At 52.8% G+C, this 23,003-nt stretch carries 20 protein-coding genes; 12 read left to right on the top strand and 8 right to left on the bottom strand.

Annotation, left to right across the window (positions count from 1 at the left end):
* Nucleotides 1–59: 59 nt before the first annotated feature.
* The 4 genes from OGV77_RS04805 to OGV77_RS04790 form a co-directional block, all read right to left on the bottom strand.
* Nucleotides 60–1,091, bottom strand: coding sequence for an ABC transporter substrate-binding protein (locus tag OGV77_RS04805; RefSeq protein WP_043015347.1), 1,032 nt, complete (start codon nt 1,089–1,091; stop codon nt 60–62).
* On the bottom strand, nt 1,088–2,392 hold the full coding sequence (gene uhpC / locus OGV77_RS04800; RefSeq protein WP_047413101.1) for an MFS transporter family glucose-6-phosphate receptor UhpC: 1,305 nt from the start codon (nt 2,390–2,392) through the stop codon (nt 1,088–1,090). The genes OGV77_RS04805 and uhpC overlap by 4 nt, the downstream gene beginning before the upstream one ends.
* 85 nt (nt 2,393–2,477) lie before the next feature.
* Nucleotides 2,478–4,019 carry an MASE1 domain-containing sensor histidine kinase gene (locus tag OGV77_RS04795; RefSeq protein WP_047413100.1) on the bottom strand — a complete coding sequence of 514 codons (1,542 nt, stop codon included), beginning with the start codon at nt 4,017–4,019 and terminating at the stop codon, nt 2,478–2,480.
* A complete protein-coding gene (locus OGV77_RS04790) occupies nt 4,019–4,648 on the bottom strand; it encodes a response regulator transcription factor (RefSeq protein ID WP_043017854.1) in 630 nt (209 codons plus the stop codon). The genes OGV77_RS04795 and OGV77_RS04790 overlap by 1 nt, the downstream gene beginning before the upstream one ends.
* 339 nt (nt 4,649–4,987) lie before the next feature.
* Here OGV77_RS04790 and tauA point away from each other — a divergent pair, with 339 nt between their 5' ends.
* Genes tauA through tauD form a run of 4 tightly spaced genes read left to right on the top strand, consistent with a single transcriptional unit; the run spans nt 4,988 to nt 8,407 of the window.
* Complete coding sequence (gene tauA, locus OGV77_RS04785; protein WP_087051654.1) at nt 4,988–5,950, top strand: taurine ABC transporter substrate-binding protein; 963 nt, start codon at nt 4,988–4,990, stop codon at nt 5,948–5,950.
* 14 nt (nt 5,951–5,964) lie between these two features.
* Nucleotides 5,965–6,732 carry a taurine ABC transporter ATP-binding subunit gene (tauB, locus tag OGV77_RS04780; RefSeq protein WP_087051653.1) on the top strand — a complete coding sequence of 256 codons (768 nt, stop codon included), beginning with the start codon at nt 5,965–5,967 and terminating at the stop codon, nt 6,730–6,732.
* Nucleotides 6,729–7,559 carry a taurine ABC transporter permease TauC gene (gene tauC / locus OGV77_RS04775; RefSeq protein WP_075145088.1) on the top strand — a complete coding sequence of 277 codons (831 nt, stop codon included), beginning with the start codon at nt 6,729–6,731 and terminating at the stop codon, nt 7,557–7,559. Before tauB ends, tauC begins: the two co-directional genes overlap by 4 nt.
* Nucleotides 7,556–8,407 (top strand): taurine dioxygenase, encoded by an 852-nt coding sequence (gene tauD / locus OGV77_RS04770; protein WP_043015353.1) that lies wholly within the window; start codon nt 7,556–7,558, stop codon nt 8,405–8,407. The genes tauC and tauD overlap by 4 nt, the downstream gene beginning before the upstream one ends.
* Nucleotides 8,408–8,485: 78 nt before the next feature.
* Here the strand turns inward: tauD and hemB are convergent, their stop codons facing one another.
* The gene (hemB, locus tag OGV77_RS04765; protein ID WP_087051652.1) at nt 8,486–9,460 is read right to left on the bottom strand and encodes a porphobilinogen synthase; all 975 of its coding nucleotides are present in this window, start codon (nt 9,458–9,460) and stop codon (nt 8,486–8,488) included.
* 509 nt (nt 9,461–9,969) lie between these two features.
* On the opposite strand from hemB, the gene ehaB reads away from it, so the two are divergent.
* Nucleotides 9,970–12,894 carry an autotransporter adhesin EhaB gene (ehaB, locus tag OGV77_RS04760; protein WP_087051650.1) on the top strand — a complete coding sequence of 975 codons (2,925 nt, stop codon included), beginning with the start codon at nt 9,970–9,972 and terminating at the stop codon, nt 12,892–12,894.
* A gap of 89 nt (nt 12,895–12,983) precedes the next feature.
* On the top strand, nt 12,984–13,607 hold the full coding sequence (iprA, locus tag OGV77_RS04755) for a hydrogen peroxide resistance inhibitor IprA (RefSeq protein WP_075145084.1): 624 nt from the start codon (nt 12,984–12,986) through the stop codon (nt 13,605–13,607).
* 1 nt (nt 13,608) lies between these two features.
* On the opposite strand, the gene ampH is transcribed toward iprA, so the two are convergent.
* Nucleotides 13,609–14,766 (bottom strand): D-alanyl-D-alanine-carboxypeptidase/endopeptidase AmpH, encoded by a 1,158-nt coding sequence (ampH, locus tag OGV77_RS04750; protein WP_043015358.1) that lies wholly within the window; start codon nt 14,764–14,766, stop codon nt 13,609–13,611.
* A gap of 384 nt (nt 14,767–15,150) precedes the next feature.
* Here ampH and sbmA point away from each other — a divergent pair, with 384 nt between their 5' ends.
* Together sbmA and OGV77_RS04740 are read left to right on the top strand one after the other, a co-directional pair.
* The gene (sbmA, locus tag OGV77_RS04745; protein WP_043015359.1) at nt 15,151–16,371 is read left to right on the top strand and encodes a peptide antibiotic transporter SbmA; all 1,221 of its coding nucleotides are present in this window, start codon (nt 15,151–15,153) and stop codon (nt 16,369–16,371) included.
* A 12-nt stretch (nt 16,372–16,383) separates the two neighbouring features.
* On the top strand, nt 16,384–17,487 hold the full coding sequence (locus tag OGV77_RS04740) for a DUF1615 domain-containing protein (RefSeq protein WP_087051649.1): 1,104 nt from the start codon (nt 16,384–16,386) through the stop codon (nt 17,485–17,487).
* On the opposite strand, the gene OGV77_RS04735 is transcribed toward OGV77_RS04740, so the two are convergent.
* Complete coding sequence (locus tag OGV77_RS04735) at nt 17,472–17,795, bottom strand: DUF2755 family protein (RefSeq protein ID WP_043015360.1); 324 nt, start codon at nt 17,793–17,795, stop codon at nt 17,472–17,474. The genes OGV77_RS04740 and OGV77_RS04735 overlap by 16 nt on opposite strands.
* Nucleotides 17,796–18,058: 263 nt before the next feature.
* Here OGV77_RS04735 and OGV77_RS04730 point away from each other — a divergent pair, with 263 nt between their 5' ends.
* Complete coding sequence (locus OGV77_RS04730) at nt 18,059–18,280, top strand: DUF2754 domain-containing protein (protein ID WP_019076140.1); 222 nt, start codon at nt 18,059–18,061, stop codon at nt 18,278–18,280.
* 25 nt (nt 18,281–18,305) lie between these two features.
* Here OGV77_RS04730 and ddlA read toward each other — a convergent pair whose 3' ends face one another.
* The gene (gene ddlA / locus OGV77_RS04725) at nt 18,306–19,400 is read right to left on the bottom strand and encodes a D-alanine--D-alanine ligase (RefSeq protein ID WP_047413567.1); all 1,095 of its coding nucleotides are present in this window, start codon (nt 19,398–19,400) and stop codon (nt 18,306–18,308) included.
* Between the two features lie 301 nt (nt 19,401–19,701).
* Between ddlA and OGV77_RS04720 the strand changes: the two genes are divergently transcribed.
* The 3 genes from OGV77_RS04720 (at nt 19,702) to phoA (ending at nt 22,909) form a co-directional block, all read left to right on the top strand.
* Complete coding sequence (locus tag OGV77_RS04720; protein ID WP_043015361.1) at nt 19,702–20,898, top strand: multidrug efflux MFS transporter; 1,197 nt, start codon at nt 19,702–19,704, stop codon at nt 20,896–20,898.
* Between the two features lie 248 nt (nt 20,899–21,146).
* Nucleotides 21,147–21,389, top strand: a complete 243-nt coding sequence (locus tag OGV77_RS04715; protein ID WP_043015362.1) for a sigma-S stabilization anti-adapter protein IraP — start codon at nt 21,147–21,149, stop codon at nt 21,387–21,389.
* A 104-nt stretch (nt 21,390–21,493) separates the two neighbouring features.
* Nucleotides 21,494–22,909 (top strand): alkaline phosphatase, encoded by a 1,416-nt coding sequence (gene phoA, locus OGV77_RS04710; protein ID WP_043015363.1) that lies wholly within the window; start codon nt 21,494–21,496, stop codon nt 22,907–22,909.
* Nucleotides 22,910–23,003: the final 94 nt, after the last annotated feature.

Raw genomic sequence — 23,003 nt, 5'->3', positions numbered from 1 at the left:
GGTAATCCAGGCCGGGTAAGGCGTTTGCGCCACACCCGGCAAATGAACGTAACGTGGGCTTATTTACCCATCTTAACTTCGCTAACCCACTTATTGATCAACGCCTTACGTACGTCGGTCGAGCCGTACTTATCCATGTCGTAATTGATAAGCTTCAGGTCGTCGAGCTTCAGTGAGTTAGGAGAGGTCTCGGCGGTGGTGTTGGTCAGGATCTGATAGGATTTGCCTTTCTTCCACGCCAGCTCCTGTGCGTCTTTCGACAGCACCCAGTCAACGAACAGTTTGGCGTTGTCGGCGTTGCGCGCGCCTTTCAGGATGCTTACGCCGCCAATTTCATAGCCAGTACCTTCGCATGGGGAGATTAGCTCCAGCGGCGCGCCCTGTTCTTTCTCCAGCGAGTAGTCGTGCAGGAAACCGATGCCGATAGCCGTTTCTCCACGAGCGGCGTTACGCGCCGGGGCAATGCCGGATTTGGTGTACTGGGAGACGTTGGCGTTGAGCTGTTTCAGGTAGTCAAAAGCCTGATCTTCACCCCATAGCTGGGCAAAGGTCGCCAGCGCGGTGTAGGCGGTACCAGAGCTTTGCGGGTCAGCAATCTGAATTTCGCCTTTGTATTCCGGTTTGGTCAGATCCTTCCAGCATTTTGGTACCGGCAGGTTTTTCTCTTTCAGGCGCTGGGTATTGACGCCAAAGCCCAGAATCCCGACGTAAACCGCCGAAGAGAGGTTACCTTTTACCTTCGCGGGATCGCGGAATTTCTCCATAATCTGCTCGAGGTTTGGTGATTTATACGGCTGCAGCAGACCCATTTCACCGGCCTGAGACTGCGGATCCAGCGTACCGCCGTACCATACATCCGCCTGCGGGTTTTTCTTCTCGGCATCGACTTTCGCCAGCGTACTGCCCGAGCCGTTACGAATGAATGAGGTTTTCACATCATATTTTTCACCGAAGGCTTTGGTTTCGGTTTCGCACATCTCGTTGGTGGCGCTGCAATACACCACCAGACGACCCTGTGCCTGGGCTGCGTTGCTGAAAGCCGCCAGCGTCAGAGCGGAAGCAATCAGGGTAGAGGTAAGCGTCAGTTTCATTGTTTTATCCTTTGACTGAGAGAAGGGGTAATGCCCGCAATGAGCAGAGGCATCAGCAATAAACCCATAAAGACAGCGGCAACCGAGAGCAAACTGAACATTCCCGACCAGCCGTAATGTTCTATGACCAGCGACAGCGGCCAACCCGCCAACGCGGCCCCCAGATAGGCGAACAGCCCGAGAAAACCGGTAATTGAACCTGCCGCCGCTTTGTGTCCGCATTCAACGGCTGCGAGGCCAATTAGCATCTGTGGGCCAAACACAAAAAAGCCCACGGTAAAGAAACACACTGCCAGTAGCGCGTAGTGGTGTACCGGCGCCAGCCACAGCGCGGCGACGGACACCATCAGTCCCAGCGTGAACAGTAAAATCATCGGCGCACGCTGACCGCTGAACAGCAGATCCGATCCCCATCCGGCAAACAGCGCCCCCAGCAAGCCGCCGACTTCAAACAACATCACCGTGGCATTGGCGCTGAGCAGATTCACGCCGTGGCTTTCCGTCAGCCAGATGTTGCCCCAGTCGTTGAGCGCAATGCGAATCAGATAGACCAACACATACGACACGCCGAGCAACCAGATCATCGGGTTTTTCAGCATGGTGGTGCGTAACATTTGCCACAGCCCCATCGGCGGGCTTTGCTGCTCCTGACGCAGTTCCAGCGGGTCATGACGCCATTCCCCAACCGTAGGTAATCCTTCTTCCCGGGGAGTGCCTTTCAATTGCAGAGTGAGCCAGATTCCCAGTGCCATGCTGATTATCCCCGGTGCCAGCATGGCTGCCTGCCAGCCCCACCAGTGGGCGGCAAAAGCGCTAATCAGCGGGATAATGGCGCCACCGATATTGATCGACATATTCCAGCAGCCCCACCAGAATCCGCGTTCGTTGCGCGAGTACCAATGGGTCAGCAGGCGGGCGCAGGGCGGCCAGCCCCAGCCCTGAAAAAATCCGTTCAGCGTCCAGACCACCAGCAGCAGCGTCAGTGATTCACCAAAGGCGAACAGCACGTTTAAAACGCCGGTGGCAAACAGGCCAATCCCCATAAACGCGCGCTGTCCGTGGCTGTCGTGCCACAGCCCGGCAGTAAATTTCGACAGACCATAGGTCAGATAAAACAGTGACCCGAGCAGGCCGATATCGCCCTTATCCAGACCCAGGTCCGTTTGTAGCGCCGGGAGGACGTAGTTAACGCTTTTGCGCGTCAAATAAAATGCGGCGTAGCCTATCACCATACACATCAGCAGCCGGGGGCGTAGCGCTCGGTATTGTTGGTCTGTTTCGCTGGTTGAGCGTGCGTGCATGGCAGTCTCCGTTTGTGCTGACTATAGGAAAGTGAAAGCAAAAGGGGATGAGAGAAAGTCCGCAGTGACTAAGACTTTTTCCTGGTTAGCGGCTGATTTGTTGCAAATTTGTGGGCAGGTTAACAATTACGTGCGTGCCGTTGTTTGATTCGAGCGTCAGTTCGCCGCCAAGGGCGCTCACCCGCTCACGCATCCCTTGGATACCGAAACCGGGAATTTTTTCAGGCAGAATACCAACGCCGTTGTCAGCGACATCCAGAAACAAACGTTGTTCCCGCTGGCGCAGCGTAATCGACACGTCGCTGGCGTTCGCATGTTTACAGACGTTATTGAGTAACTCCTGTAGCAGGCGATACAGCGTGAAGCGCACCGTTTCGTTTTCTGGCGTATTCTCTAGCTGATAATCAAAGCGACAGCGAATACCGCGTTCAGCAAAAGCAAATTCATTCACCAGATGATGTAGTGCATCTTTAAAGGCCAGTTCATCGAGCGCGGGTGGGCGTAGCTGGCGCAGCAACTGGCGGGTGGAATGGTGAATGCGCCGGGCAAGGTTGTTGATCTGATTTGCCGCTTCGAGCGTTTGCTCAGGGCCTGGCGCGCGTTTGACCAGTTGCGACTGAATTTGAATGGCGGTGATGTTCTGCCCAATTTCGTCATGCAGCTCCCGCGCCAGGCTTTTGCGCGTATTTTCTTCGGTGCGGATCAGCTGTTCGGTCAGCGCGCGTCGTGCCGCCAGTTCGGTTTCCAGACGCTGGCGATAATGGTGCAAATTTTGCGCCAGATGCTGCTGGCGGCTGATGGCGATCCCCAGCCCTATACCCAGTAGCGCCTGGGTGGCGAGAAAAATTTCCAGCTCCAGTAAGTTACTGAACCCGACGCCGATTTGCCGGGCGATGGTGATCATCATACTGCCGAGCAATCCGGATAACACGCCGCCCTGCCAGCCAAATTTCCACGCCATCACCACGTTCGGTAAGAACACCACGATCAGCAACAGGCGCTCGATCTCCGGCGACAGAACCATCTGAGTGCCGATGCCAATAATAAAAAACAGGCTGCACCAGATGATAAGCGAAGTGCGCAGCGGGGGATTGGTGGTATCCAGTCCGAGCAGATGATAGCGGTGCTGCTGGCGCAAAAATTCATAGATCAGATAGACAAACGGCGTTAGCAGCACGCCGCCGGTAAACGACGCCAGACCTATTAACGTCGCCGGGCTTTGAATAAACGGTGAAAGTAGGGCGGTATTGAGCAATGAAGTGAGCGTCACGGCGGCCAGTAGCAGGGTTAAGCGCTGCCAGTAAAGGGGGAATCGGTGCCAGTATGACTGGCCGATGCTCGCCGGAATCAGGCTAATTAATGGTGCAGCCAGCAGGATATAGCCATTCAGTAATTGCTCGCTGTGCAGCCAGAGCAACATCAACACCGGCGGCAGAACCAGCGCGGGCCAGTAACGGCGAGAAAGCAGGATTAACAGCGCGAGATAGACGCCGTGCGGCAGGAATAGCGCCGCTTGCTGGCCGTTGTGGGTCAGATAAAACCCCAGCGTCCACAGCATCAGCCAGCCCGATCCCCAGGCCAGCAGAATAAACAGAGAAATAACCCAATGCCGAAGGTTACGCGACATTAATGCCCCGTCAATAGCTGGTGGTCGAGCGCAAAATGCACCAGATCGATGGTGCTATGGCATTGCAGTTTGCCCAGCACGTTCGCCCGATGAACGTGCACCGTCTTGTGGCTGAGATCGAGTTTGAAGGCGATCTCTTTCACGCTGTCGCCTTTGACCAGCAGATCAAACACTTCGCGCTCGCGTGGGGTCAGTACTTCCAGGACCTGCGCGGGCTGTTCGCCGCCGCGTAGCGCACGCAGCGCATCGGCGCACAGGTAATGCCCGCCCATACCTACCGAACGTACCGCCTGCACCAGTTCCTCCGGTCCGCAGCGTTTGGTCAGGTAGCCGCTGGCGCCGGCATCCAGCGCGCTTTGCACAAACGTGGGCGAGTCATAAATGCTGAGAATTATGGCGCGAAAACCGGGCTTCTGCGCCCGCAGTCGTTTTAACAGGCTCAGGCCATTTTCATCCGGCATGGCGATGTCCATCACCGCCACGTTGACGTCATCATGCAGTAACGCAGGCCACGCCAGGGCCGCGCTGCTGAACTGGCCGATGACGTTGAGATCGTCTTCGAGACTGAGTAATTGCGCAAAGCCGGAACGCACCACCACATGGTCATCCACCAGCACAACATGAATCATGATATTACTCTCTTACCTGATAATGGCGTCTATGATGCCCGTCAGCGCCGCACTGGCAATCACCGTGGCGCGGATATGTAACGAATGTAACAAAATCGCAATAATTTGCCGGGTGTTATAGCGAGTGTAGGCCTGATAAGCGCAGCGCATCAGGCATATGATTACCGGATGGCGGCGCAAGCGCCTTATCCGGCCTACGTTCTGTAATGAGCGAAATAGCTAACTATTGCCGCTTTTTTTCTAAAAACGCTTTGTTCTTAGCCAGAATTTTTAATTCCTTTATCAAATTGTGCCGCAACGAAATACTGCCCTCATAACAAGACAGGGGAGCAGACAATCATGGCTATTTCATCGCGTAACGCACTTCTTGCCGCACTGGCATTCATCGCATTTCAGGCGCAGGCGGTGAACGTCACCGTTGCTTATCAGACCTCCGCCGAACCCGCCAAAGTGGCGCAGGCAGATAACACTTTTGCTAAAGAAAGCGGTGCTACCGTTGACTGGCGCAAATTCGACAGCGGCGCGAGCATCGTTCGTGCGCTGGCATCCGGTGATGTGCAGATCGGTAATCTTGGCTCCAGCCCGCTGGCGGTCGCAGCCAGTCAGCAGGTGCCGATTGAGGTTTTCCTGCTGGCGTCAAAGCTCGGCAACTCCGAAGCGCTGGTGGTGAAGAAAAACATCAGTAAACCGGAAGATTTGATTGGTAAGCGCATTGCCGTGCCGTTTATCTCCACCACCCATTACAGCCTGCTGGCGGCGTTGAAACATTGGGGTATCAAAGCGGGGCAGGTTGAGATTGTGAACCTGCAACCACCGGCGATTATTGCCGCCTGGCAGCGCGGAGATATTGATGGTGCGTATGTCTGGGCGCCTGCGGTCAACGCGCTGGAAAAAGACGGTAAGGTGTTAACCGACTCCTCGCAGGTTGGCGAGTGGGGCGCGCCGACGCTGGACGTGTGGGTGGTGCGCAAAGATTTTGCCCAGAAGCATCCTGAAGTGGTGAAAGCCTTTGCCAAAAGCGCTATCGATGCGCAGCAGCCCTATATCGCTAATCCTGATGAATGGCTGAAGCAGCCGGAAAATATCCGCAAACTGTCGCGTTTAAGCGGGGTACCGGAGGCGGATGTGCCAGGGCTGGTGAAAGGAAATACTTATTTGACGGCGCAGCAGCAAACCGCGGAGTTAACCGGGCCGGTGAATAAAGCGATTATCGATACCGCGCAGTTCCTCAAAGAGCAGGGCAAAGTTCCTGCGGTCGCGACGGATTACAGTCAGTACGTGACCGATCGCTTCGTGCAATAAATAAGGAGGCGCTGATGCTGCAAATTTCTCATCTTGCTGCCAGCTACGGTGGAAAATCGGCGCTGGAGGATATCAACCTGACGCTCGATAGCGGTGAACTGCTGGTGGTACTCGGACCTTCCGGTTGCGGGAAAACCACGTTGTTAAATCTGATTGCCGGGTTTGTGCCGTATCAGCATGGCAGCATTACGTTGGCGGGTAAAAAAGTTGAAGGTCCAGGCGCTGAGCGCGGGGTTGTATTCCAAAACGAAGGACTGCTGCCCTGGCGCAACGTGCAGGATAACGTAGCCTTCGGGCTGCAACTTGCGGGGGTGGAGAAGTCCCAACGCCAACGAATCGCTAAGGAGATGTTGCAGAAAGTCGGGCTGGAGGACGCGGGGAAACGCTTTATCTGGCAACTTTCCGGTGGGCAGCGTCAGCGCGTCGGCATTGCGCGGGCGCTGGCGGCCAACCCGCAGCTATTGCTGCTGGATGAACCCTTTGGCGCGCTCGACGCTTTTACCCGCGAGCAGATGCAAACCCTGTTGCTGAAGCTGTGGTATGAGACCGGCAAACAGGTGCTGCTGATTACCCACGATATCGAAGAAGCCGTGTTTATGGCGACGGAGCTGGTATTGCTGTCGCCGGGCCCAGGCCGGGTGCTGGAGCGTCTGCCGCTGAATTTTGCCCGTCGCTTTGTGGCCGGAGAGTCGAGCCGCAGCATTAAGTCCGACCCGCAGTTTATCGCCATGCGCGAGTATGTGTTAGGTCGGGTCTTTGAACAACGGGAGGCATTCTCATGAGCGTGGTGATTAATGATAAACCCCGCCGCCAGCGCGCACTCAACTGGCGCTGGCCGTTCTCGCGGCAGATTACCTTAAGCCTCGGTACGCTGGCCGTCATTCTGGCGGTGTGGTGGACGGTGGCGGCGCTGCAGTTAATCAGTCCGCTGTTTTTACCCCCACCGGGGCAGGTTTTGCAAAAATTGATAGTCATTGCCGGTCCGCAGGGATTTATGGATGCCACGCTGTGGCAGCATCTGGCGGCGAGTCTGACGCGTATTGTTATCGCGCTGCTGGCGGCGGTGCTGCTGGGCGTTCCGGTTGGGATCGCGATGGGGCTGAGTCCGACGATGCGCGGCATTCTCGATCCGATCATTGAGCTGTATCGTCCGGTTCCGCCCCTGGCCTATCTCCCGTTGATGGTCATTTGGTTTGGCATCGGTGAAACCTCCAAGATCTTGCTGATCTATCTGGCGATTTTCGCCCCTGTAGCGATGTCGGCGCTGGCGGGAGTGAAAAGCGCGCAGCAGGTGAGAGTGCGCGCCGCGCAGTCGCTGGGGGCCAGCCGTAAGCAGGTGCTGTGGTTTGTTATTTTGCCGGGGGCATTACCGGAGATCCTCACCGGGTTACGTATCGGACTTGGCGTGGGCTGGTCGACGCTGGTGGCAGCAGAGCTGATTGCCGCCACGCGAGGCTTAGGATTTATGGTGCAGTCTGCCGGTGAGTTTCTGGCAACGGATGTGGTGCTGGCGGGGATCGCGGTGATTGCCGTTATCGCGTTTATTTTAGAACTGGGTCTGCGCGCGCTTCAGCGCCGCCTGACGCCCTGGCATGGAGAATTACAATGAGTGAACGTCTGAGCATAACCCCGCTGGGACCGTACATTGGCGCACAAATTAGCGGCGCGGATTTAACGCGTCCGCTGAGCGATAATCAGTTTGAACAGCTTTATCACGCGGTATTGCGCCACCAGGTGGTGTTCCTGCGTGAGCAGGTGATTACGCCGCAACAGCAGCGCGCACTGGCGTTGCGTTTCGGCGATCTGCATATTCACCCGGTCTATCCGCATGCCGAAGGGGTAGAAGAGATTATCGTACTGGATACTCATAACGACAATCCGCCGGATAACGACAACTGGCACACCGATGTCACCTTTATTGACACGCCGCCTGCCGGGGCGATTCTGGCTGCAAAAGAGCTGCCATCGACCGGGGGAGACACCCTGTGGACCAGTGGGATTGCCGCTTATGATGCGTTGTCTGAGCCGTTTCGCCAGTTGCTGAGCGGCCTGCGGGCAGAACATGATTTTCGTAAATCATTTCAGGAATATAAATACCGCAAGACGCCAGAGGAGCATCAGCGCTGGCTGGAAGCGGTGGCGAAGCATCCGCCCCTGTTGCATCCGGTGGTGCGTACGCATCCGGTGAGCGGGAAGCAGGCGCTGTTCGTGAATGAAGGATTTACCACGCGAATTGTCGATGTCACGGAAAAAGAGAGCGAGGCGTTACTGAGTTTTTTATTCGCGCATGTCACTAAACCGGAGTTTCAGGTGCGCTGGCGTTGGCAGCCCAACGATGTGGCGATTTGGGATAATCGCGTGACGCAGCATTATGCGAATGCGGATTATCTGCCACAGAGGCGCATTATGCACCGGGCGACAATTTTGGGAGACAAGCCGTTTTATCGGGCGGGATGATTGCCGGCGGCGATTGACTTACCGGGCCTACGATCTGTAGGCCGGATAAAGCGAAACCGCCATCCGGCAACAATGTGATTAGCGCAGGATTTTTTTCTCAGCCAGATCCAGTGCGAAGTAGCTGAAGATCAGATCCGCGCCAGCGCGTTTGATCGAGCCTAAGCTTTCCAGCACCACTTTCTCTTCATCTATAGCACCCGCCATCGCCGCGAATTTGATCATCGCGTATTCACCGCTGACCTGATAAGCGCCAATCGGCAGCTCGGTGCGCTCGCGGATATCGCGCAGAATATCGAGGTAGGCGCCAGCCGGTTTGACCATCAGGCAGTCTGCACCCTGGGCTTCATCCAGCAGCGATTCGCGGATCGCCTCCCGACGGTTCATCGGGTTCATTTGGTAGGTTTTACGATCGCCTTTCAGCGCGGTGCCTGCGGCTTCACGGAACGGGCCGTAGAAAGAAGAGGCAAATTTGGTGGAGTAGGACATGATCGCGGTATCGATGAAGCCCGCGGCGTCCAGCGCCTGGCGAATAGCCTGCACCTGGCCGTCCATTGCGGCGGAAGGGGCGATGAAATCTGCGCCCGCTGCGGCGGCAACGACTGCCTGTTTGCCGAGGTTAGCCAGGGTTAAATCGTTATCAACGCCGTGTTCGCATAATACGCCGCAGTGACCGTGCGAGGTGTATTCACAGAAGCAGGTGTCGGACATGACGATCATTTCCGGTACGGTCTGCTTACAGATACGCGACATGCGCGCCACCAGACCGTCTTCTTTCCAGGCATCGCTGCCGGTGTCATCGGTGTGATGAGAAATGCCGAAGGTCATGACCGAGCGGATGCCTGCATTAGCAATGCGTTCAATCTCGCGCGCCAGGTGTTTCTCCGGAATGCGCATCACGCCGGGCATGGCGTCAATAGCTTTGTAATCGTCGAGTTCTTCTTCAACAAAGATCGGCAACACCAGGTCATTTAAGCTCAGTGTTGTCTCTTCAAACATAGCGCGCAGCGCAGGTGATTTGCGCAGGCGGCGAGGGCGTTGGATTAGGTCTGTCATGGTATGCCTGATGTTTGTGGAATCGAAGGCCGTAGTATACCCGAACCTGAGGGCGGGTGGTTTACGAAAGTTGGCGTTATATCTGGATTTTACGTGGTGCAAGGCTGAATCATTAGAGCAATTTATTCACATGCATGGCAATTTATTCATATTCATTATTTTGTTTGTTTTCGTTTTTATTATTTTAAATATCGATGTATTTATTTGTTTAGCGCGGAATATAACTCTCGACTATTTATTTTTTATTTATTTGAATATTGGGTGAATCATTTGATAATTATATGTATTAGAAGATGTGTGTTTTGTATCTCATTGAAAGTTATTGTGTTTTTGTTAACTCCTTTTGGCTGGCGTAATTCATGATGTTGTCCGGTTTCGGACAGCGGACAAAGAATAATTGAACCTTTCCGTTGTGAAACCGCATAATCGGTCCTGCGAAACATAAAATGTTTTCTTTGCATTGATAATTGATGGATCAACTATATTACGTCCCTGAGGAGGGATGACAAATGCACACTTGGAAAAAGAAACTTGTAGTCTCACAATTAGCATTAGCCTGCACTTTGGCAATCACTTCTCAGGCGAATGCTTCTACTGATATTTCTGGAACCACGTACACAACGTTCACCCATTATAATGACGCATCTTATGCTGATGGCGTTTACTACGATGGATATGTCGGTTGGAACAATTACGATACTGATAGTATTTATAACGGTGATATTTATCCGGTAATCAATAACGCTACTGTTAACGGCGTTATTTCTACTTATTATCTGGATGATGGACTGTCAACTAACAGCAATAACAACAGCCTGACGATTAAAAACAGTACCATTCACGGTATGGTGACTTCCGAGTGTATGACCACGGATTGTACTAACCGTACGGGTACCGACTATTACTACGATCGTCTGGCGATGAACGTCATCAACTCCACTATCGATGACAACTACGAACATTATACCTACAACGGTACCTATAACGACGCAGCTGATACACACGTTGTCGACGTTTATAACCTGGGTACGGCGATCACTCTGGATCAAGAAGTTGATCTGTCTATCTCCAACAACTCTCACGTTGCGGGTATTACGCTGACTCAGGGTTATGAGTGGGAAGATATTGACGATAACACCGTCAGCACTGGCGTAAACAGCGGCGAAGTGTTTAACAACACCATCGCAGTTACCGATTCTACCGTGACCTCTGGCTCATGGTCTGATGAAGGTACCTCCGGTTGGTTTGGCAACACCAGCAATGCAAGCGACTACAACGGTAACGGCTGGAACGCTAATGATGTCGCATTAGCGGTTATTGCTCATCCGGATGCTGATAACGCGATGCAGACCACTGCCACGTTTGATAACGCTACGCTGATGGGCGATGTGCTGTTCTCCAGCAACTTTGACGAGAACTTCTTCCTGAACGGTGCTGATACTTATCGTGATACCGATACCGATCTGGATACCAACGGCTGGGATGGTACTGACCGTCTGGATCTGACCCTGAACAACGGCAGTAAGTGGGTTGGCGCGGCCATGTCCGTACATCAGGTTGATGTTGATGGTGACGGCGTTTACGACAGCTATGCTGCAGGCACTGAAGCCACTGCAACGCTGATCGACATCGCTGCCAACAGCCTGTGGCCTTCTTCAACCTACGGTATCGATAGCGACACAACCTCTTATGACGAAAATGGTCATGTGGTTGGCAACGCTGTTTACCAGAGCGGTCTGTTCAACGTCACGCTGAACGGCGCTTCACAGTGGGATACCACCAAAACGTCTCTGATCGACACCCTGAGCATCAATAGCGGTTCCGTCGTCAACGTGGGTGATTCTTCCCTGATTTCTGACTCTATCTCTCTGACCGGTGCTTCTGCACTGAACATCAACGAAGATGGTCATGTTGCGACGGATACGCTGTCTATCGACAACAGTATCGTCACGATTGCTGATGATGTTGCTGCTGGCTGGGGTGTCGGTAGTGCTGCGCTGTATGCCAACACCATCAACGTTACCAACAACGGTGTTCTGGATGTGGGCAACAGCACGGGCGATGCACTGCAGGTTGATACGCTGAATCTGACCAGCTACACCGACGCTTACAACCATGTTAATGCGGGTGTTTTCGACATCAACAGCACTAACTATGTACTGAATGCTGACCTGACCAACGATCGTACCAACGATACGACCCAGGCTAACTACGGTTATGGCGTGATCGCGATGAACTCTGATGGTCATCTGACTATCAATGGTAACGGCGATTCCGACACCTCAGGCGATCAGTCTGAAGTTGATAACTACGGTGACCACGTAGCGGCAGCAACCGGTAACTATAAAGTTCGCATCGATAACGCGACTGGTGCGGGTTCTGTTGCGGATTACAAAGGTAACGAGCTGATCTACGTTAACGACACGAATAGCAACGCGACCTTCTCTGCAGCTAACAAAGCTGACCTCGGCGCTTACACCTATCAGGCTCAGCAGCAGGGTAACACCGTTGTTCTGCAGCAGATGGAACTGACCGACTACGCGAACATGGCGCTGAGCATCCCGTCTGCCAACACCAATATCTGGAACCTGGAACAAGACACCGTCGGTACTCGTCTGACTAACGCGCGTCATGGTCTGGTTGATAACGGCGGCGCATGGGTGAGCTACTTCGGTGGTAGCTTCGATGCAGCCACCGGCACCATTAACTACGATCAGGACGTTAACGGCATCATGGTCGGTGTTGACTCCAAAATTGATGGTAACAACGCTAAGTGGATTGTCGGTGCCGCAGCAGGCTTCGCGAAAGGTGATATGAGCGACCGTACCGGTCAGGTGGATCAGGACAGCCAGACTGCCTACATCTACTCTTCTGCACATTTCGCCAACAACATCTTTGTTGACGGTAACTTGAGCTACTCTCACTTCAACAACGATCTGTCTGCCAACATGAGCAACGGTCAGTATGTTGATGGCAGCACATCTTCTGATGCCTGGGGCTTTGGCTTGAAACTGGGTTATGACCTGAAGCTGGGTGATGCAGGTTATGTAACGCCTTACGGTAGCGTATCCGGTCTGTTCCAGTCTGGTGATGACTATAAGCTGAGCAACGACATGAAAGTTGACGGTCAGTCTTATGACAGCATGCGTTATGAACTCGGTGTAGATGCAGGTTATACCTTCGCCTACAGCGACGACCAGGCGCTGACCCCGTACTTCAAACTGGCCTACGTTTACGACGACTCTAACAACGATTCTGATATAAACGGTGACTCTATCGACAACGGCGTAGAAGGTTCTGCAGTACGTGTTGGACTGGGTACTCAGTTCAGCTTCACCAAGAACTTCAGCGCCTACACCGATGCTAATTACCTCGGTGGCGGTGATGTCGATCAAGACTGGTCTGCAAACGTTGGTGTTAAATATACCTGGTAAGTACTTTCTCACTGAGAAATATAAGGTAATTTAATTCAGAATAATGCCCGTCACGGATTTGACGGGCATTTATTGCAAGGAATGCGCTCATGCTATCTATAAATAAACCTCTTCTTGAATTTGGTAAGCTTGATAAATGTTTGGCAAAATATGGAAAACACTTTGAGTGTGATAACGATAAAGAAATAATATATTCCAGTGATATAAATAGCGACGATACTTTTGTTATTTTAAGTGGTGTAGTTTCCCTGCGTAGAGGGGAAAACGTGCTGGTCGGGATTGCACAGGCGCCTTTTATTATGGGCCTTTCCGATGGCGTGATGAAAACAGATGTACAATACAGATTAATGACCGAAAGTAATTGTACGGGATACCACCTACCTGCTTCGCAAACGATAAATATAATTGAACAATGCCAGCTTTGGCGGGAAGCCTTTTGCTGGTTAGCCTGGCAAAACTCCATCCTTGAATTGCGCGATCTGCAGCTGATCGGCAATAACTCCTACGATCAGATCCGCGCCACGCTGATATCCATGACGAAATGGGACGATGTGCTGCGTTCACGTATCGGCGTCATGAACTATATTCACCAACGCACACGCATTTCACGCTCAGTTGTTGCTGAGGTTCTCGCGGCACTGCGTAAAGGTGGTTACATTGAAATGAATAAAGGCAAACTGGTAGGCATTAACCGTTTGCCTTTTGAGTATTGAATCAGGATGCGGGAATAACCTGCGGTTTGTTCCCGCTCAACTCTGCAACCAGATCGTTGATACCGTCGCTCATATTGGTAAAACGGGTTAGCGGAGAACGGGTCACCACGATAAACGCCCCGACGTTTTGCTGCGGGATCATCGCCATATAGGTAATGAATCCGCCGCCGCCACCGGTTTTTTGAATAATGCCCGGTCGCCCATTCTTCGGCGCCATATAGACCCAGCCCAAACCTAGCGCATCGGCTTTGCCCGGCACATCCATCCCTATCACTTTGGTTAGCTGCGTACGCTGATAAATCAGCGTCTGCATACGGTCAGCCTGCTGGCTACGATGGTAAAAATCAGAAGAGAGATACTGCTGCATCCAGCGCATCATATCGCCAGGCGTTGAATAGACGCCGCCACTGCCCATCGCTGCCAGCGTATTGTTACAGGGGCTGGCGCCCTTTTCCGCGACCATCAGGCGTTTGCACTGATCGGGGGACGGGGTGAAGGTGGTGTCTTTCATTCCCAGCGGACGGGTGATTTTTTCTTCAAACAGCTGCGGATAAGGCTTACCGGACGCGGCTCCCAGCGCATCAGCCAGCAGGTCAAACGCCAGGTTGGAATAAGAAGCCTGCGAGCCTGGTGCAGCTTTAAGCGTGGCGGTTGAGAGATAGCTCCAGCGCTGTTCGCGGGTTGGCCAGACAAACACCGGGCGCTTGGCCGCGCCGCCAGGCTGTTCGCGTGGCAGCGCGCTGGTATGTGTCGCCAGATTCACCAGCGTAATCGGCGTGCCCTGATAAGTCGGCACGCGCGCGCCAGGTGGCGCATATTTACTCAATGGATCGTTGAGTTTAACCGTACCCTGATCGAGTAATTTTACCAGCATTTCGCTGGTCATTAATTTAGTGATTGAGGCAATTCGAATTACGGAATCCAGCTGCGGATGTACGTTATTGCCGGGGCGTGTTTCGCCGAAACTGCGAAATACTCGCTGATTACCATCAATCACCACCAGTGCCATCCCCGTAGCACCACTGCCGTAAAATATATGGTCGGCATAGCGATCGACGATATCAGAGGCGAAGACCGGATCGGTTATAGGCTGTGCCGCCTGGACAGATGTCAATGACGCCGCACACAGCGCGGCAGAAAAAAGCAGACTACGTTTCAACGGTGGTGTCCATGAGTTAGAGAAAGTGAAAAAGGATGTCGTGCGTATGCGTATTTATACTACTCATCGGCGTATTGCAAAGCGCTTATCAGCCAATGATAGTGTGAAAAACGTAACGATGAGTAAACGCGAGCGTTTCCCCGATTATGGATGTTCGCTTTTGTGATCTCACGCTGTGATAATCTGCACTTGCTGGAACGTTGTCGAGTGTGAAAACCACAGAAACAATTCTTCATAACCCAGGTGCGAACTAAGCGCTGCGGTTCTGGTCACACTTGTCGGTTTCAGCTTGTGTTTTTGGGCGTAAGCCGTCTTGCCGCCGCTCTTCACGGTGGCAAATACACAGCAGTCGTCATAACGATAAGAAGTTAGCAGGAGAGCATTATGTTTAAGTCTTTTTTCCCAAAGCCGGGGCCGTTCTTTATTTCGGCATTTATTTGGGCACTGGTCGCTGTTGTATTCTGGCAAGCAGGTGGGGGAGCCTGGGTTGCACACATTACCGGCGCGTCGGGAGACGTACCGATTAGCGCGGCCCGTTTCTGGTCGCTGGATTACCTGATTTTTTATGCGTACTACACTCTTTGCGTTGGAGTGTTCGCGCTGTTCTGGTTTCTCTACAGCCCGCACCGCTGGCAGTACTGGTCCATACTCGGCACGTCGCTGATTATTTTCGTGACCTGGTTTCTGGTTGAAGTTGGCGTTGCCGTCAACGCCTGGTATGCGCCATTTTATGATTTGATTCAATCCGCGCTCAGCGCACCGCATAAGGTGAAGATTGAGCAGTTCTATCATGAAGTGGGCATCTTTCTTGGCATCGCGCTGATTGCCGTGGTCATCGGCGTGATGAACAACTTCTTTGTTAGTCACTATGTGTTCCGCTGGCGTACAGCAATGAACGAACATTATATGGCGCACTGGCAGCATCTGCGCCATATCGAAGGTGCGGCGCAGCGTGTGCAGGAAGACACCATGCGTTTTGCCTCCACGCTGGAAGATATGGGGGTCAGCTTTATCAATGCGATTATGACGCTGATCGCCTTCTTACCTGTACTGGTCACACTCTCTGCCCATGTTCCGGACCTGCCGATTGTTGGGCATGTTCCTTATGGCCTGGTGATTGCCGCAATTGTCTGGTCGCTGATGGGAACCGGCTTGCTGGCGGTCGTTGGGATCAAACTTCCGGGACTGGAGTTTAAAAACCAGCGTGTGGAAGCGGCCTACCGTAAAGAACTGGTATACGGCGAAGATGACGCTAATCGTGCGACACCGCCGACGGTGCGTGAGCTGTTTCATGCGGTGCGCCAGAACTACTTCCGCCTCTATTTTCACTATATGTACTTCAATATCGCCCGTATTCTTTACCTGCAGGTTGATAACGTTTTCGGCTTGTTCCTGCTGTTTCCGTCGATTGTTGCCGGTACGATTACGCTCGGCCTGATGACGCAAATCACCAACGTGTTTGGCCAGGTGCGCGGTTCGTTCCAGTATCTGATTAACTCCTGGACAACGTTAGTGGAACTGATGTCTATTTATAAGCGTCTGCGCAGCTTTGAACGAGAGCTTGATGGTCAGGATATTCAGGAAGTTACCCATACGCTTAGTTAATAAGGAGATGTTATGTCGACGGTTTCCCGTCTTTACCCCTTGTCTGGTCTTGCTGCACTGGTGCTGGTGGGATGTAGTAGCCAACCCGCGCAGCCGCTAAAAAAAGGGGAGAAAGCCGTCGATGTGGCGAGCGTGGTGCGCCAGAAAATGCCCGCCAGCGTAAAAGACCGGGACGCGTGGGCGCAGGATTTGGCGAAGACCTTTGAAAGCCAGAAGCTGGCGCCGACGGTTGAAAATATCTGTTCGGTGCTGGCGGTCGCGCAACAGGAGTCAAATTACCAGGCGGATCCAGCCGTGCCGAACTTAAGTAAAATCGCCTGGAAAGAGATCGATCGTCGTGCCGAGCGTATGCACATCCCGCTATTTGTGGTGCATACCGCGCTGAAGATTAACTCGCCAACGGGGAAAAGCTACAGCGAGCGCCTGGATACGGTGAAGACGGAAAAACAGCTTAGCGCGATCTTTGATGATTTTATCAACATGGTACCGATGGGGCAGACGTTATTTGGTTCGCTTAATCCGGTGCATACCGGTGGGCCGATGCAGGTCAGCATCGCCTTTGCTGAGCAGCATGCCAGCGGCTACCCGTGGAAAATGGCGGGAACCGTGCGCCAGGAAGTATTTAGCCGCCGCGGTGGGCTGTGGTTCGGTACGTATCATCTGCTTAACTACCCGGCGAATTACAGTGCGCCAATTTTCCGCTTCGCCGATTTCAATGCCGGGTGGTATGCCAGCCGCAATGCAGCTTTCCAGAATGCGGTCAGTAAAGCCACCGGCGTGAAGCTGGCGATGGACGGTGATTTAATTCTCTATGGCAGCAGCGAGCCGGGCAAAACGGAGCTGGCGGTACGTAAACTGGCCGGGAAGCTGGACATGAGCGAGAGTGAGATCCGCCGTCAGCTGCAAAAAGGCGACAGCCTGGCCTTTGAAGAGACCGCGCTGTACGAGAAAGTCTATAAGCTGGCGGAAGCGAAGGCCGGGAAAACGCTTCCCCGTGAAATGCTGCCTGGCATTCAACTTGAAAGCCCGAAGATCACACGTAATCTGACTACCGCGTGGTTTGCTAAACGCGTGGACGACCGTCGGGCGAAATGTATGGGTCAGTCATCGTTATGATGACGGCGGCGCCAGCGCACGAATGCCGCGATGGCGCCAAGAATCAGGCTTCCGGCGAGAAAAGGGACCAGTCCAAAAAGGGTTCCGACGCCCAGGCCGATTTCAACTCGCGGGCGCCCTGTCTCTTGCATTTGCAACTGCATCAACTGCTCATAGATGCCGGGAGCGTGGGCCAACAGATTTAAAATCTGCGCGCCCGCCCAGAAGCAAAACAGCACAAAAACGGCATACGCAATATTGCCGGGCAGGGAGGAGGTATCCCGATGCTTGCCCTTAAAAAGGGATTTTGAGAGCGTAAAATCAGCCATAAAGACCTCCGGAAATAACCTGCTTTTTTGACGTATTGCCTGGAACTGACAGTGAGTCTGACAGGTGATCGGCAATGTCAATATCAGAATGATGGTAATTTCAGGTAGAGATTATTCCTGGATTTCGGTTTTTTGCTGATCGTCACAATTACGCAACCTTAAGTGAAATTAATTTACATTTCAGAAATTCCGCACAGGCCACAGACGTGTATGAGGAAATGTGCGAGGATGCGTTGTCATGTTGTATATCCACCGGAGCCGTTATGAACCTGCCTGTTAAAATCCGCCGAGACTGGCACTATTATGCCTTCGCTATTGGGCTTATCTTTATTCTCAACGGCGTGGTGGGCTTACTCGGTTTTGAAGCGCAGGGGTGGCAAACCTATGCGGTAGGGCTGGTCACCTGGGTGATTAGCTTTTGGCTGGCCGGATTAATTATCCGTCGCCGCGTGGAAGATGAAGAAGAAGCAAAGGATGCCCAATAGAGGTCTATCAGGCATCCTGGCGGGATTACATACTGGTTTTCAGCGCGCTATCCGCCGCATGGCGTTCCAGCGCCAGTTCGATCAGGCGAGTGATCAAATCGGTATAGCCTAAGCCGCTCGCCTGCCACAGTTTTGGATACATGCTGATGTTGGTAAAGCCAGGCAGCGTGTTGATCTCATTGATCACAACCTCGTTCTCTGCGGTTAAGAACACGTCCACGCGCGCCATGCCGGCGCAGCCCAGCGTTTGATAGGCCTGAATAGCAATATCACGGATCTTATCGTTAATTTCCGGTGCGATCGCTGCCGGAACCACCACTTTGGCACCGTTATCGTCAATGTATTTGGTGTCGTAAGCGTAAAAATCACTGTTCAGCACGATCTCGCCACAGGTACTGGCCTGCGGATGATCGTTGCCCAGCACCGCGCATTCGATCTCGCGGCCTTTGATCCCTTGCTCCACCACGACTTTATGATCAAATTCAAATGCCAGCGCGACGGCCTGTTCATATTGCGCTTCGCTGGTCACCTTACTGACCCCAACGGACGATCCCTGATTGGCTGGTTTCACAAACAGCGGCAAACCGAGGCGAGATTCGACTTCGGCAAAGCTGATGCTGTTGCGATTGGCGCGAGTGAGCGTAATAAATGGCGCGATGTTTAATCCGGCATCGCGCAACAGACGTTTGGTCACGTCTTTATCCATACAGGCCGCAGACCCCAGGACATCAGAACCGACGAACGGCAGATTCGCCACCCGCAGCATGCCCTGCAGAGAGCCATCTTCACCCAGCGTGCCGTGAACGATCGGGAAAATAACATCAACCGTTGGCAGCGGCTGACCGTTTTGCGCATCGATCAACTGGTGCGCTTGTTTACCCGGTACCTGAGCCAGGCTGGTCGCGGAAGGACGCAGCGCTATATGCGCCGGATCGTCTGAATTAAGCAGATAGTTACTGGCATCGCTGACGTGCCATTGCCCTTGTTTATCAATACCTAACAGCACAACGTCAAAGCGAGTCTTGTCGATGGCATCGACAATATTTTTTGCCGATTGCAATGACACTTCATGTTCCGCTGATTTACCACCAAATACGATTCCTACCCGCAACTTTGCCATCTTAAAAACCCATTCCATGAATGCAAAGCACATACATTACCACGACAAAACGCAGGTTTCCTCGGCTTCTGGCAGATTGTTTTGCTGGGCCACAAGGGAATAGATTCGCGCAAACGTGCGTTTCGCCTGTGAAGCATAATTCCCTGCTAGTATTGTGGCTTTGATGTGAGACGTATCACAAATACGATGAGCGGGAAGATAAAATCCTGAACTGTGATTTATCGCACCTGTGAACCCTTATTTGGCTAAGTAATTTGTTAAGCTGCTCGCAGTTTTCAGCTGCTTATCGTTATGAGTCCCTATGGAATCCTGGAGAGTAAACCTTATTTCCGTATGGTTCGGTTGCTTTTTCACCGGCCTGGCAATTAGCCAAATCCTGCCTTTTTTACCGCTCTATATCTCCCAACTGGGGGTGACCTCGCATGAAGCGCTCTCAATGTGGTCCGGCTTAACGTTTAGCGTCACCTTTCTGATTTCAGCCATTGTCTCTCCGATGTGGGGCAGTTTAGCCGACCGTAAAGGACGCAAGCTGATGCTGCTACGGGCCTCTTTGGGTATGGCGATTGCGATTTTACTGCAGGCCTTTGCGACAAACGTCTGGCAGCTTTTTCTGCTGCGTGGGGTGATGGGGTTAACGTCAGGCTATATTCCCAATGCGATGGCGCTGGTCGCCTCACAGGTTCCGCGTGAACGTAGCGGGTGGGCGCTGAGTACGCTCTCAACGGCGCAAATTAGCGGCGTCATTGGCGGGCCGCTGATGGGGGGATTTATTGCTGACCACGTTGGCTTACGGGCTGTATTCTGTATTACCGCAGCCTTGCTGGTCGTGAGCTTCCTGGTCACGCTGTTCTTAATCAAAGAGGGCGTGCGTCCGACAATCAAAAAAAGCGAGCGTCTGAGCGGAAAGGCCGTGTTTGCCTCGCTGCCTTATCCGGCGCTGGTGATCAGCCTGTTTTTTACGACGATGGTGATCCAACTGTGTAACGGCTCAATTGGGCCAATTCTGGCGCTGTTTATTAAATCGATGGTCCCAGACAGTTCGAATATTGCCTTTCTCAGCGGACTGATTGCGTCGGTTCCGGGCATCTCGGCGCTGATTTCAGCCCCCCGACTCGGTAAATTAGGCGACCGTATTGGGACCGAGCGGATTTTAATGGCGACCTTAATCTTCGCGGTGGTGCTGTTTTTCGCCATGTCGTGGGTTACCACGCCGTTGCAACTGGGAATTTTGCGTTTTCTGCTCGGCTTTGCCGACGGCGCGATGTTGCCTGCGGTGCAGACGCTGCTGGTGAAATACTCCAGCGACCAGATAACCGGGCGCATTTTTGGTTATAACCAGTCATTTATGTACCTCGGCAACGTCGCCGGGCCATTAATGGGGGCGACGGTTTCAGCAATGGCAGGCTTTCGCTGGGTGTTTATTGCCACCGCGAGCATTGTGCTTATCAATATCTGGCAACTGGCTATCGCGCTGCGACGTCGGCGCCGCGCACGCTGAATTGCTGATTAACAACGCTGCCCGTCAGCGTTGTTAATCCATAAATGTGCATTATATATCTGTGTGATTATTAATCCCCTTACCCTTTTATATTGAATAATTCTGCGCTACGACTCTTTTCCCCTTATTTTGTGTTGTGATTGTTTTCGCAAAACGTTTTATTACTTATAAAAATACAACTTTCATCCTCTAGGCAGTTGTGAGTCTTAATGATAACGTGGCCTATATTTTGTTAAGGGAATACGCAAATGAAAAATCTCGTCACTGAGTTGTTACTTAAGCTCGCCCAAAAAGAAGAAGAGTCGCAAGACCTTGCGGCGCAGGTTGAAACGCTGGAGCAGGTAATCATCGAAATGCTGCGCAATATGACGTGGAGCGATCGGCAAATACTCATTCGCCAAATCGAGGATGCCCTGGCTGGAGCTGGCCGTATGCCTGCGTTTCTGGCGAACGTACATAACGCTGGCGAGAGCGTGCCAAAAGCGTTTTGAGTAATCTGTGGCGTTCCATCCACAAATTATCATAAAAGTGTCACATCAAATACTTATAGTCGCTTTGTTTTAATTTTACCGTATTTATACATGGAGAAAATAAAGTGAAACAAAGCGCACTCGCTATTGCCCTGATACCTTTGCTGTTTACCCCAGTTATTAATGCAGAAACTTCTACCGTAGCGGTTATGGATAATCGTGCCGCTCAGGGTGATATCACCACGCCGGGCGGCGCCCGTCGATTGTCAGCCGATCAAACTGCGGCTCTGCGCGAATCTCTGAACGATAAACCTGCCAAAAATATTATTTTACTGATTGGCGATGGTATGGGGGACTCAGAAATTACTGCAGCGCGAAATTATGCCGAAGGCGCGGGCGGCTTTTTTAAAGGTATTGATGCTTTACCATTGACCGGACAATACACGCACTATGCGCTGGATAAAAAAACGGGTAAACCCGATTATGTGACGGATTCTGCGGCATCCGCAACGGCGTGGACCACCGGCGTGAAAACCTATAACGGTGCTCTGGGCGTTGATATACATGAAAAAGATCACGCTACAATTCTTGAAATGGCAAAAGCGGCGGGTCTGGCGACAGGCAACGTTTCTACCGCTGAATTGCAGGATGCTACCCCGGCGGCGCTGGTTGCTCATGTGACCTCGCGTAAGTGCTATGGTCCCGACGTGACCCGTGAAAAATGCCCAACCAATGCGCTGGAAAAAGGCGGCAAAGGATCCATCACCGAACAATTACTGAATGCCCGGGCTGACGTTACGCTGGGCGGCGGGGCCAAAACGTTTGCGGAAACCGCTGCGGCAGGCGAGTGGCAGGGTAAAACGTTGCGTGAACAAGCCCTTGCCCGCGGTTATCAGATGGTGAGCGATGCCGCGACGCTGGCAGCGATTACCGAAGCTAATCAGGATAAACCGTTGCTGGGTCTGTTCTCTGACGGCAATATGCCGGTACGCTGGGAAGGGCCGAAAGCGTCTTATCACGGCAATCTGGATAAACCGGTAGTGACCTGTACCCCCAATCCAAAGCGTGACGACAGCGTGCCAACGCTGGCGCAGATGACGGATAAAGCGATTGAGCTGTTAAGCAAAAATGAGAAAGGTTTCTTCCTGCAAGTGGAAGGGGCGTCAATCGATAAACAGGACCACGCCGCCAACCCGTGCGGACAGATTGGCGAAACGGTCGATCTGGATGAAGCGGTACAGCGCGCGCTTGCTTTTGCGAAGAAAGATGGCAATACCCTGGTGGTAGTAACCGCTGACCACGCGCATGCCAGCCAGATAGTCGCGCCGGATACTAAAGCGCCAGGCCTGACCCAGGCGCTGAACACCAAAGATGGCGCGGTCATGGTTATCAGCTATGGCAACTCTGAAGAGGAATCGCAGGAGCATACCGGCAGCCAGCTGCGAATTGCAGCCTATGGCCCGCACGCGGCGAATGTGGTTGGTCTGACCGATCAAACCGACCTGTTTTACACCATGAAAGCGGCGTTAGGACTGAAATAACCCGACACCCGGCGGCAATACTTTTGCCGCCGGGTGGTATTTTTATCGTTAGCAGCCAAACTTACCTGTGTGTCGTCGTTCAGAAAAGGATGGT

It is taken from the genome of Citrobacter sp. Ce129 (assembly GCF_030334545.1).
Taxonomy (GTDB): Bacteria; Pseudomonadota; Gammaproteobacteria; order Enterobacterales; family Enterobacteriaceae; genus Citrobacter; species Citrobacter europaeus.
The sequence above is the reverse complement of the archived record's forward strand: the minus strand, read 5'-3'. Positions and strand labels throughout refer to the sequence as shown.

Excerpts from the sequence above, each read along its gene's own strand:
- tauB (WP_087051653.1), top strand. The coding sequence starts at position 5,965 with ATGCTGCAAATTTCTCATCTTGCTGCCAGCTACGGTGGAAAATCGGCG.
- sbmA (WP_043015359.1), top strand. The coding sequence starts at position 15,151 with ATGTTTAAGTCTTTTTTCCCAAAGCCGGGGCCGTTCTTTATTTCGGCA.
- OGV77_RS04740 (WP_087051649.1), top strand. The coding sequence starts at position 16,384 with ATGTCGACGGTTTCCCGTCTTTACCCCTTGTCTGGTCTTGCTGCACTG.
- OGV77_RS04730 (WP_019076140.1), top strand. The coding sequence starts at position 18,059 with ATGAACCTGCCTGTTAAAATCCGCCGAGACTGGCACTATTATGCCTTC.
- OGV77_RS04720 (WP_043015361.1), top strand. The coding sequence starts at position 19,702 with ATGGAATCCTGGAGAGTAAACCTTATTTCCGTATGGTTCGGTTGCTTT.
- tauC (WP_075145088.1), top strand. The coding sequence starts at position 6,729 with ATGAGCGTGGTGATTAATGATAAACCCCGCCGCCAGCGCGCACTCAAC.
- hemB (WP_087051652.1), bottom strand. The coding sequence starts at position 9,460 with ATGACAGACCTAATCCAACGCCCTCGCCGCCTGCGCAAATCACCTGCG.
- tauA (WP_087051654.1), top strand. The coding sequence starts at position 4,988 with ATGGCTATTTCATCGCGTAACGCACTTCTTGCCGCACTGGCATTCATC.
- uhpC (WP_047413101.1), bottom strand. The coding sequence starts at position 2,392 with ATGCACGCACGCTCAACCAGCGAAACAGACCAACAATACCGAGCGCTA.
- OGV77_RS04795 (WP_047413100.1), bottom strand. The coding sequence starts at position 4,019 with ATGTCGCGTAACCTTCGGCATTGGGTTATTTCTCTGTTTATTCTGCTG.
- OGV77_RS04790 (WP_043017854.1), bottom strand. The coding sequence starts at position 4,648 with ATGATTCATGTTGTGCTGGTGGATGACCATGTGGTGGTGCGTTCCGGC.
- OGV77_RS04805 (WP_043015347.1), bottom strand. The coding sequence starts at position 1,091 with ATGAAACTGACGCTTACCTCTACCCTGATTGCTTCCGCTCTGACGCTG.
- tauD (WP_043015353.1), top strand. The coding sequence starts at position 7,556 with ATGAGTGAACGTCTGAGCATAACCCCGCTGGGACCGTACATTGGCGCA.
- ehaB (WP_087051650.1), top strand. The coding sequence starts at position 9,970 with ATGCACACTTGGAAAAAGAAACTTGTAGTCTCACAATTAGCATTAGCC.
- iprA (WP_075145084.1), top strand. The coding sequence starts at position 12,984 with ATGCTATCTATAAATAAACCTCTTCTTGAATTTGGTAAGCTTGATAAA.
- ddlA (WP_047413567.1), bottom strand. The coding sequence starts at position 19,400 with ATGGCAAAGTTGCGGGTAGGAATCGTATTTGGTGGTAAATCAGCGGAA.
- OGV77_RS04715 (WP_043015362.1), top strand. The coding sequence starts at position 21,147 with ATGAAAAATCTCGTCACTGAGTTGTTACTTAAGCTCGCCCAAAAAGAA.
- OGV77_RS04735 (WP_043015360.1), bottom strand. The coding sequence starts at position 17,795 with ATGGCTGATTTTACGCTCTCAAAATCCCTTTTTAAGGGCAAGCATCGG.